The 8406-nt window shown below is 62.2% G+C and carries 11 protein-coding genes; 6 read left to right on the top strand and 5 right to left on the bottom strand.

Annotated elements, in window-relative coordinates:
- From ACIQ17_RS27335 to holA, 3 genes are all read left to right on the top strand, one after another.
- On the top strand, window positions 1-1327 hold a 1327-nt coding region (locus ACIQ17_RS27335), incomplete at its 5' end, for a class I tRNA ligase family protein (RefSeq protein WP_398472490.1).
- Window positions 1314-1868 carry a hypothetical protein gene (locus ACIQ17_RS27330; RefSeq protein ID WP_398472489.1) on the top strand — a complete coding sequence of 185 codons (555 nt, stop codon included), beginning with the start codon at window positions 1314-1316 and terminating at the stop codon, window positions 1866-1868. The genes ACIQ17_RS27335 and ACIQ17_RS27330, both read left to right, overlap by 14 nt.
- Window positions 1869-2000: 132 nt before the next feature.
- Window positions 2001-3029 (top strand): DNA polymerase III subunit delta, encoded by a 1029-nt coding sequence (gene holA, locus ACIQ17_RS27325; RefSeq protein ID WP_398472488.1) that lies wholly within the window; start codon window positions 2001-2003, stop codon window positions 3027-3029.
- Between the two features lie 106 nt (window positions 3030-3135).
- Here holA and ACIQ17_RS27320 read toward each other — a convergent pair whose 3' ends face one another.
- The 3 genes from ACIQ17_RS27320 to rsmG form a co-directional block, all read right to left on the bottom strand.
- Window positions 3136-4023 (bottom strand): ParB/RepB/Spo0J family partition protein, encoded by an 888-nt coding sequence (locus ACIQ17_RS27320; RefSeq protein WP_398472493.1) that lies wholly within the window; start codon window positions 4021-4023, stop codon window positions 3136-3138.
- Between the two features lie 172 nt (window positions 4024-4195).
- Window positions 4196-5062 (bottom strand): ParA family protein, encoded by an 867-nt coding sequence (locus ACIQ17_RS27315; protein ID WP_398472486.1) that lies wholly within the window; start codon window positions 5060-5062, stop codon window positions 4196-4198.
- Window positions 5063-5074: 12 nt separating this feature from the next.
- Entirely contained in the window at window positions 5075-5758 is a 684-nt protein-coding gene (gene rsmG, locus ACIQ17_RS27310; RefSeq protein ID WP_398472485.1) for a 16S rRNA (guanine(527)-N(7))-methyltransferase RsmG, read from the bottom strand.
- Between the two features lie 101 nt (window positions 5759-5859).
- Between rsmG and ACIQ17_RS27305 the strand changes: the two genes are divergently transcribed.
- Together ACIQ17_RS27305 and ACIQ17_RS27300 are read left to right on the top strand one after the other, a co-directional pair.
- Entirely contained in the window at window positions 5860-6387 is a 528-nt protein-coding gene (locus ACIQ17_RS27305) for a DUF4269 domain-containing protein (protein ID WP_398472484.1), read from the top strand.
- 9 nt (window positions 6388-6396) lie between these two features.
- Window positions 6397-6726, top strand: a complete 330-nt coding sequence (locus ACIQ17_RS27300) for an MmcQ/YjbR family DNA-binding protein (RefSeq protein ID WP_398472483.1) — start codon at window positions 6397-6399, stop codon at window positions 6724-6726.
- A gap of 27 nt (window positions 6727-6753) precedes the next feature.
- Here ACIQ17_RS27300 and ACIQ17_RS27295 read toward each other — a convergent pair whose 3' ends face one another.
- Window positions 6754-7209, bottom strand: coding sequence for a GNAT family N-acetyltransferase (locus ACIQ17_RS27295; RefSeq protein WP_398472492.1), 456 nt, complete (start codon window positions 7207-7209; stop codon window positions 6754-6756).
- A gap of 125 nt (window positions 7210-7334) precedes the next feature.
- On the opposite strand from ACIQ17_RS27295, the gene ACIQ17_RS27290 reads away from it, so the two are divergent.
- The gene (locus tag ACIQ17_RS27290) at window positions 7335-7514 is read left to right on the top strand and encodes a hypothetical protein (protein WP_398472481.1); all 180 of its coding nucleotides are present in this window, start codon (window positions 7335-7337) and stop codon (window positions 7512-7514) included.
- Between the two features lie 24 nt (window positions 7515-7538).
- Here ACIQ17_RS27290 and ACIQ17_RS27285 read toward each other — a convergent pair.
- Window positions 7539-8406, bottom strand: an 868-nt coding sequence (locus tag ACIQ17_RS27285) for an FAD-dependent oxidoreductase (protein ID WP_398472480.1), incomplete at its 5' end; no start/stop codon positions are given.

The following is an 8406-nucleotide window of genomic DNA, read 5'->3' as shown; positions in this document are numbered from 1 at the left end:
CTGGGGTATTTCGCGCCAGCGCTACTGGGGCTGTCCGATCCCGATCATCCATTGCGAAAAATGCGATGTAGTGCCGGTGCCGGCGAAGGACCTGCCTGTCGTGCTGCCGGAGGATGTGACCTTCGACAAGCCGGGCAATGCGCTCGACCATCACCCGACCTGGAAGCACGTGACCTGCCCGCAATGCGGCGGCAAGGCGCGGCGCGAGACTGACACGATGGACACGTTCGTGGACTCATCGTGGTACTTCGCGCGCTTCACCGATCCGTGGAATGCGGATGCGCCGACCACGCGCGCCGTGGCCGATCGCATGATGCCGGTGGATCAGTATATCGGCGGCGTCGAGCATGCGATCCTGCATCTTCTCTACAGCCGCTTCTTTACGCGCGCGATGAAAGCAACGGGACATGTGAGCCTGGACGAGCCGTTTGCCGGCATGTTCACGCAAGGCATGGTGGTCCACGAGACCTACAGGAAGCAGGACGGCACGTTTGCTTCGCCGGCCGAGATCAACATCACCGGCGATTGCACGACACGTTCGGCGACGCTGCTGACCGACAATTCACCGGTGGAGATCGGCTCCATCGAGAAAATGTCGAAGTCGAAGCGCAACACCGTCGACCCCGACGATATCATCGGCACCTATGGCGCCGATACCGCGCGCTGGTTCATGCTGTCGGACTCGCCGCCGGATCGCGACGTGATCTGGAGCGAGGAAGGCGTCAAGGGCGCCTCGCGCTTCGTCCAGCGGCTGTGGCGCATGGTCAACGAGGCCGCAGCGCATGGGAAGAATGCTCCGTCGGCCAGGCCGGCAGCCTTCAGCCCGGAAGCATTGGCTGTCCGGAAGGCCGCCCATGGTGCGCTCGACAAGGTCTCGACCGGTGTTGAGAAACTGCAGTTCAATGTCTGCCTCGCCTATATCCGCGAATTCGCCAATGCCTTTGGCGAGGCGCTGGCAAGGCCGGGCACACCGGCGCCGGACATGTGCTGGGCGCTGAACGAGGCGGCTGTGATCCTGGTGCAGCTGTTTGCCCCGATGATGCCGCATCTCGCGGAAGAATGCTGGACGGTGCTGGGCCAGACCGGCCTGGTGTCCGAGGCGACCTGGCCGCAGGTGCAGGCCGATCTGCTGGTCGAGGACCAGATCACCCTGCCCGTTCAGGTCAATGGCAAGAAGCGCGGAGAAGTCACAGTTCCGCGCGAAGCGTCCAATTCGGAAATTGAGGCTGCCGCTCTGGCCCTCGATGCTGTAAAACAGGTGCTGGACGGCAAGCCGCCCAAGAAGATCATCGTGGTGCCGCAGAGGATCGTGAATGTTGTCGGCTAAGTTCCGTATCGCCGCCCGGTTGACGGCTGTCGTCGCCCTCGGCGCCCTCACGGCCGGCTGCTTCCAGCCGATGTATGCGGCCAAGACGGCGGACGGCTCGTCTGCGCTGCGCGAGAAGCTCGCGAGCGTCGAAGTGCCGCCGCTCGATTATCCGAACGCGTCGCCCCAGGCCCGCCTCGGCATCGAGATCCGCAACGCGCTGATGTTCAAGATGTATGGCGCCGCCACCGGCGCGCCGCCGCTCTATACGCTGAAGATCCGCGTCAATCCGAGCCGCAGCTCGCTGATGATCGATTCCGCCACCGCGCTGCCGACTTCGGAAAATTACGGCATCGATGCCACCTATGGCCTGATCGAGATCGCCACCGGCAAGCAGGTGATGACCGGCTCGACCTTCTCCCGCGTCACCTATGACATCCCGGGTGGCCAGCAGCGCTTTGCCCGCACCCGCGCCGCGCGCGATGCCGAGAACCGTGCCTCCGCCGAAATCGCGGACAACATCAATACGCGCCTCGCGTCGTTCTTCTACAGCGGCAGCTGATATCTCGGCCGTCATTGCGAGGAGCGCAGCGACGAAGCAATCCAGCTTTTGGCTTCCTGGATTGCTTCGCTGTGCTCGCAATGACGTGGGGATGTCGACGCTTCCACGCTCACGCCTGAGTCGGGAATCACCTTGGTCGCCCTTCGCGGAAAAGACATCGACATCTTCCTGAGCCGGCCGGACGCGACCCGGCCGATCATCCTGCTTTACGGCCCCGATGCGGGCCTCGTGCGCGAACGCGCCGAGGCGCTGGTGAAATCCGCCGTCGATGACGTCAACGATCCGTTCTCGCTGGTACGCATGGATGGCGACGACCTCGCTGCAGAACCGTCGCGGCTGGTCGAGGAAGCGATGACCATCCCGATGTTCGGCGGGCGCCGCGCCATTCGCGTCCGCGCCGGATCGAAGAATTTCTCCAGCGGCGTCGATACGCTGAGCGAGATGGCGATCCGCGATTGCCGCATCGTTATCGAGGCTGGCGAACTCAGGCCGGAATCACCATTGCGCAAAGTGTGCGAGAAAGCGAAGACCGCCGTCGCCATCGCCTGCTATCCGGACACCGAGCGCGATCTAACCAAGCTGATCAATGACGAGCTGCAGCTCGCGAACCTGCGCATGGCGGGTGATGCGCGGGCCACGCTGATGTCGCTGCTCGGCGGCGATCGCCAGGCGTCGCGCAACGAATTACGAAAACTGATGCTCTATGCGCATGGCACCGGCGAGGTGACGCTCGACGACGTGATGGCCTGCGTGGCCGACGCCTCCGAGCTGAAGATCGATCCGATCGTGGACGGCGCCTTCGCCGGCAATCCGACGCTGGTGGAAACCGAGTTCAACAAGGCGATGATCGCTGGCACCTATCCCGGCATGATCATGATGGCGGCGCAGCGCCAGGCCGCCGCGCTGCATAAAGCCAGCCTGCTGGTGGAAGCCGGCACACCGGCCTCGGCCGCAGCGGAGAGTGGATTTCCGCGCCTGCATTTTTCGCGCAAGGGCGCGGTGGAGGCGGCACTGCGCAATTTCACGACACGACGGCTGGCAGCGATCATCGATCAGCTCGCGGTGGCTGCACTGGATGTCAGAAAGCAGAACGCCCTCGGCGCAGTGATCGCGCAGAGGGCGTTGATGTCGATTGCCGTGAATGCAAGGCGGCGGGGATAAGCCCCTCCACTGTCATGCCCGGGTCTGACCCGGGCATCCATCTTTGCCGCAAACACCAACGAAAGTTGGATGGCCGGGTCAAGCCCGGCCATGACGGGGCGCGGGCTTACTTATCCAGCCGCTTCAAAATCTCGTCGAGCTGATCGAGATCGCTGTACTTGATCACCACAGTGCCGCCGGGGTCGCGGTGATCGACGCTCACCTTCAGGCCGAGCACGTCACTCACACGCTTCTCCAGCGCGATCGTGTCTGCATCCTTCGCGACCTTCGGCGCCGAACCCATCCGCGGCTTTTGCGGCGCGCGTTCCGGCACACCTTCCTCATGCGCAAGCGCTTCGGTCTGGCGGACGTTCAGCCCCTCGGCGATGACGCGCTTCGCGGCAGCGGACGGATCGGGCAGCGAGATCAACGCACGGGCATGGCCGTTCGAGAGCTGGTTCGAAGCGATCAGCGCTTGCACGTCTTCCGGCAGTTTGGTCAGACGCATCATGTTAGCGACATGGCTGCGGCTCTTGCCGACGATTTTCGCGATCTCGTCCTGGCTGTGTTTGTAGGTCTCGGCGAGCGCGTGATAGCCCTGCGCCTCTTCCATCGCATTGAGGTCTTCGCGCTGGATGTTTTCGATGATGGCGATTTCCATCGCCGCGGCATCGGTGACATCCACCGGCACCACCGGCACTTCATGCAGGCCGGCCAGCTGCGACGCACGCCAGCGGCGCTCGCCCGCGATGATCTCGAAACGATCATTGGCGCCCTTCACGGCGCGCACCACGATCGGCTGGATCACGCCATGCTGCTTGATCGAGGACGCGAGTTCGGCCAATTCCGCATCCGCAAAGGTGCGGCGCGGATTGCGCGGATTCGGCTTGATGAATTCGATCGGCACCTTGCGCTGCGCACGGTTGGGCCGCTCGGTCTGCGCGGCTTCGCCGCCGACATCACCGATCAGACTTGCCAGACCGCGGCCCAACCGCGAACGCGCTTCATCGGCCATTGCCAATCCCCTTGAACTCATGGGTCACTCCAGAACTAGAACTCGGTACTCGTAGGATGGGTAGAGCGCAGCGAAACCCATCATTCCGTGATTGCGGCAGATTCCGCCGATGGGTTTCGCTCCGGCGCGATGCGCCTACGCTCTACCCATGCTACGGACAACGCGCCTCGCGTCACGCCGCGTCGCCCTGTGCCGTGCGGATCTCGCGCTCGCGCTGGATCACTTCGGTGGCGAGGCGCAGATAGGCGTCACTGCCCGCGCACTTCAAATCATAGACCAGCACCGGCTTGCCGTGGGACGGCGCTTCCGAAATGCGGACATTGCGCGGGATCATGGTGTCATAGACCTTGTTGCCCATGAATTCGCGGACGTCGGCGACAACCTGGTTCGACAAATTGTTGCGCGCATCGAACATGGTCATGACGATACCGTGGATGGAGAGCGTCGGGTTCAGCGCCGAGCGCACCTGCTCCACCGTCTGCAGCAATTGCGACAGACCTTCGAGCGCGAAGAACTCGCACTGCAACGGAACGAGGATCGCATCGGACGCGGCCATCGCATTGACGGTGAGAAGGTTGAGCGACGGCGGGCAGTCGATCAGCACATAAGTGTAGTCCGAGCCTGGCGAGACATTGTTGTTCAATTCGCCGATGGCGTCGCGCAGACGGAAGGCGCGATCGCGGGCGCCGCCGATTTCCAGTTCGAGGCCGGACAGATCCATGGTCGACGACGCGATATGCAGACGCGGCACCGCGGTGACGACGACGGCATCGCGCAGCGGCGCGTCACCGGTCAGCACGTCATAAGTCGAGCAGGCGCGATCGCGGCGATCGATGCCGAGGCCGGTGGAGGCGTTGCCCTGCGGATCCAGATCGACGATCAGCACGCGCTCACCAATGGCGGCGAGTGCGGTGCCGAGATTGATCGCCGTGGTGGTCTTGCCAACGCCGCCCTTCTGATTGGCCAGCGCCAGGATGCGCGGGTGGCCGGGGGTCGCCTTCGTGCTATCCTCTTGATATTCCTGATCAATTACGGTCATTTGCGTGGGCCATCATGGTATCTGCGACGGGTCGCGCCGCTCGATCTTGTCCAGTTCGACGATCCAGCCTTGTCCGCCGGTGAGGCTCGCATGCAGGCGTGGGCTTATATTCCAACATTTAGTAGCTTCGGTCAATTCCGCATCTACATCTTGACCCTTCAAGAACAGCGCCTTGGTGCTGCCGTTCATCAGGGGAGCCGCGAAACCGAGAATGATATCTAGCGACGCCACGGCGCGTGCGGTGATGCAATCGACGCGCTTTGGAAAACTATCCACATTATCCCCGATGTCAGCGAGGTGCACCGAACCTGGGGCTTGCGTCACCCGCAGCGCTTCGCGCAGGAACGCCGCCTTCTTGGCGTTGCGCTCGACCAGATGGACGTGACCGCCGACATCGCCCATGGCACAGGCCAGCACCACACCGGGAAAACCACCGCCGCTGCCAAAGTCGAGCCACGTGCGTGCATCGGGCGCGAGCTTCAAGAGTTGCAGCGAGTCAGAGATATGGCGCGTCCACAGATGCGGCAACGTCGCCGGAGAGATGAGGTTGGTCTTGGCCTGCCACTGCAGCAGCAACGCCACATAGCGATCGAGCCGCGCTTCTGTTTCATGTGAAACAGGCGTGAGGCGGAGCGCTGCGGCTTTATCGCTGTCAAGGAGAGGAGCAGGAGCGGATGGCTGGGAACGTTGCGCCATGGATCGGGTATCAATGCATCATGAAGGGAGTGATTATCCTTACTCCGAGTCCATGACGGCGGCTATCGAAATGGCGTCGTCGAGGTCCAGAGAGTCGGCACATGAGTTGTCCAACCTATCAAGACGCCATCCATCACACCGGCATTCTCGATCTGCTGGCGCCGTTCGATCCGCATGTCGTCGGCACCCTTCCGCTCGGCATCGCCCTCCCCGATAGCGACATCGACATCGTCTGCCACGCCCAAGACCCTGATGCCGCGGCTGAGCTGATCTGGACGGCGTTCTGCTCGATCGATGGATTTGCACTCTATCGATGGTCGGCCAGAGGCCGACCGTTGATCGCGACGTTCGAAGCGGACGGTTGGCCGTTCGAGATCTTCGTGAGTCCTGAGCCAGTGGCCGATCAGGCTGGCTGGCAGCATTTCGTGGTCGAACGGCAGCTGCTCGACCTCGGCGGATTCGCGCTCCGGGATCAGGTCATGACATTGCGAATGCGGGGCATGAAAACCGAGCCCGCATTTACGACCGTGCTCGGGCTGACGGGCGATCCCTATTCTGCGCTCGGCGCGCTCTATGGCAGATCCGATCAGGACCTGTTGGAGATCATCACCGCGACACCGGACCTTTAGGGTGACCTCATGGCCAATGCATCCATGCTTCGCGAACTTGCGCTCGCCCTGGACCGTGTTACGGCCGCCCCCCATTTTGATCGAACCGCCTTCAAGGCGAAGCGGATCTTCGTCACCCTTGCCGCCGATGGGCTCACCGCGAATTTCAAATTCCTGCCGGACGAACAGGCATTGAAATGCACGGTCATGCCGGACGCCTTTACACCGGTGCCGAATGCCTGGGGTCAGCAGGGCTGGACAATTGGTGTTCTGGCGAAGCTCGACAAGACCGAACTGGCCGCTGCTCTGCGGCTTGCGTGGCAACATGCGCAGCCCGCGCCACGGAAGCGAAAGCAATAGGCCTGTTTCACATGAAACAAATCACGCTCACACGCTCGGTCGTTGGACCATCAATCCCGCCCTTCCGGATCTGAACCCGCAGCTCTCATAGAAGTCTGCCACATGCGGATTGAGATGCATCCGACCAGTCACCAGAAGAACCCGTTCGCATCCCCTCGCCCAGGCTTCGGATAGACCGGCCTCGACGGCTTCACGGCCGTGTCCTCGACGCCGATGATCGGCATGGGTCACGACATTCTCGAGAAAGCCATGAGGCGTCCCGCCCCGCATCAGGTTTGGCGCGGTGATCAGGGCCGTCGTGGCGACCAGGACCCTGTCAGCTTCAGTTACGAAGACTGCGACATGATCCGCTGCCAGTATCTCTCGCCATCTGGTTTCCGCCAGATCGTCTCCGAGCCTCGGCATGTCCGGAGTGAGATGCCGATAAAGAACCAGGAGCCCTTCGAGATCGCGATAGGCGGCCCGTCGCGTGATCGCCGGCACATCTTGCACCCATGTTTCACGTGAAACCCATCTAGGAACCCACTATCTGGCTCAGGTTTGCGCCGCATCAATGGAAATCGCATCAATATACCATCACCCTCATCCCATCTTTGGAGGATGAGACGATGGGCCTGATCGTACGGATATTCCTGGGACTGGCAGCGCCGATCACGGCGCTCTTCGTGTCCCGCGACGCGCTGAATTTCAGTGTCATTCAGATGATGGTCGCGGTGGTATTATTCGTGATGCTGGTCGCGGCCCTGGCATTCTGGCCGCGGCGTCATTCAGGAAATACCGAGAGCTGAGCCGCCTGTTTCACGTGAAACAGGTCAGGCAGCGCCAACAGATGCTGTCTTGCGTGCTTCACGGCGCAGATAAGCAGTCAGGATTGCCAAAGCGGCGGGTGTGACACCATCCAGACGACCCGCCTGCCCCACTGTACGCGGGGAAGCAGCGGTCAGCTTGGCACGGGCTTCATTGGAGAGTCCGGGAACAACATCATAGTCGATATCGATCAGCGAAAGCCCCTCATCACGCCGGAACGCCTCCACATCGGCGGTCTGACGCTTCAGATAGACGTCGTACTTGGCGTCGATTTCGATATGGGTGCCGATTGCTGGGTCAATGGCCGAGAGTTCGGGCCAGATCCGGGTCACCGTGGCCCATTCGCTCTCTGGGTAAGAGAGAAGATCGAAAGCTGTGCGACGCTGGCCATCGTGATTGAGGGACAGACCGTGCTTCGCCGCCCCGTTCGGGGTGATCGAGAGCGACTTCGCCAGGCTCTTGCCGGCCGACAGCGCATCCATCTTCGCGGTATGTCGCACAATACGATCACTGCCGACACAGCCAAGCGCAATACCCTTGTCGGTCAGACGCTGATCGGCATTGTCGGCACGAAGGGTCAGGCGATATTCCGCCCGCGACGTGAACATCCGATAGGGCTCGGAGATGCCACGGGTGACAAGATCATCGATCATCACACCGAGGTAGCCGTCTGCACGGTCAAACACGGCGGGCGTGGAGCCGGACGCGGCGAGCGCAGCGTTCAGACCGGCCACCAGACCCTGGGCCGCGGCTTCCTCATAACCCGTCGTGCCATTGATCTGCCCGGCCATGAAAAGGCCCGGCATCCGCTTGGCCTGCAGGGTCGGTTCGAGTTCGCGGGGATCGACATGGTCGTATTCGATGGCATAACCC

Origin of the sequence: Tardiphaga sp. (genome assembly GCF_044340795.1) — a bacterium.
In the GTDB taxonomy this organism is placed as follows: domain Bacteria; phylum Pseudomonadota; class Alphaproteobacteria; order Rhizobiales; family Xanthobacteraceae; genus Tardiphaga.
This window is presented reverse-complemented; position numbering and strand designations above follow the sequence as displayed.

What these genes read in the sequence shown, in the direction of transcription:
- ACIQ17_RS27330 (WP_398472489.1), top strand. Translation starts at nt 1,314, where the DNA reads ATGTTGTCGGCTAAGTTCCGTATCGCCGCCCGGTTGACGGCTGTCGTC.
- ACIQ17_RS27320 (WP_398472493.1), bottom strand. Translation starts at nt 4,023, where the DNA reads ATGGCCGATGAAGCGCGTTCGCGGTTGGGCCGCGGTCTGGCAAGTCTG.
- ACIQ17_RS27315 (WP_398472486.1), bottom strand. Translation starts at nt 5,062, where the DNA reads ATGACCGTAATTGATCAGGAATATCAAGAGGATAGCACGAAGGCGACC.
- rsmG (WP_398472485.1), bottom strand. Translation starts at nt 5,758, where the DNA reads ATGGCGCAACGTTCCCAGCCATCCGCTCCTGCTCCTCTCCTTGACAGC.
- ACIQ17_RS27305 (WP_398472484.1), top strand. Translation starts at nt 5,860, where the DNA reads ATGAGTTGTCCAACCTATCAAGACGCCATCCATCACACCGGCATTCTC.
- ACIQ17_RS27300 (WP_398472483.1), top strand. Translation starts at nt 6,397, where the DNA reads ATGGCCAATGCATCCATGCTTCGCGAACTTGCGCTCGCCCTGGACCGT.
- ACIQ17_RS27290 (WP_398472481.1), top strand. Translation starts at nt 7,335, where the DNA reads ATGGGCCTGATCGTACGGATATTCCTGGGACTGGCAGCGCCGATCACG.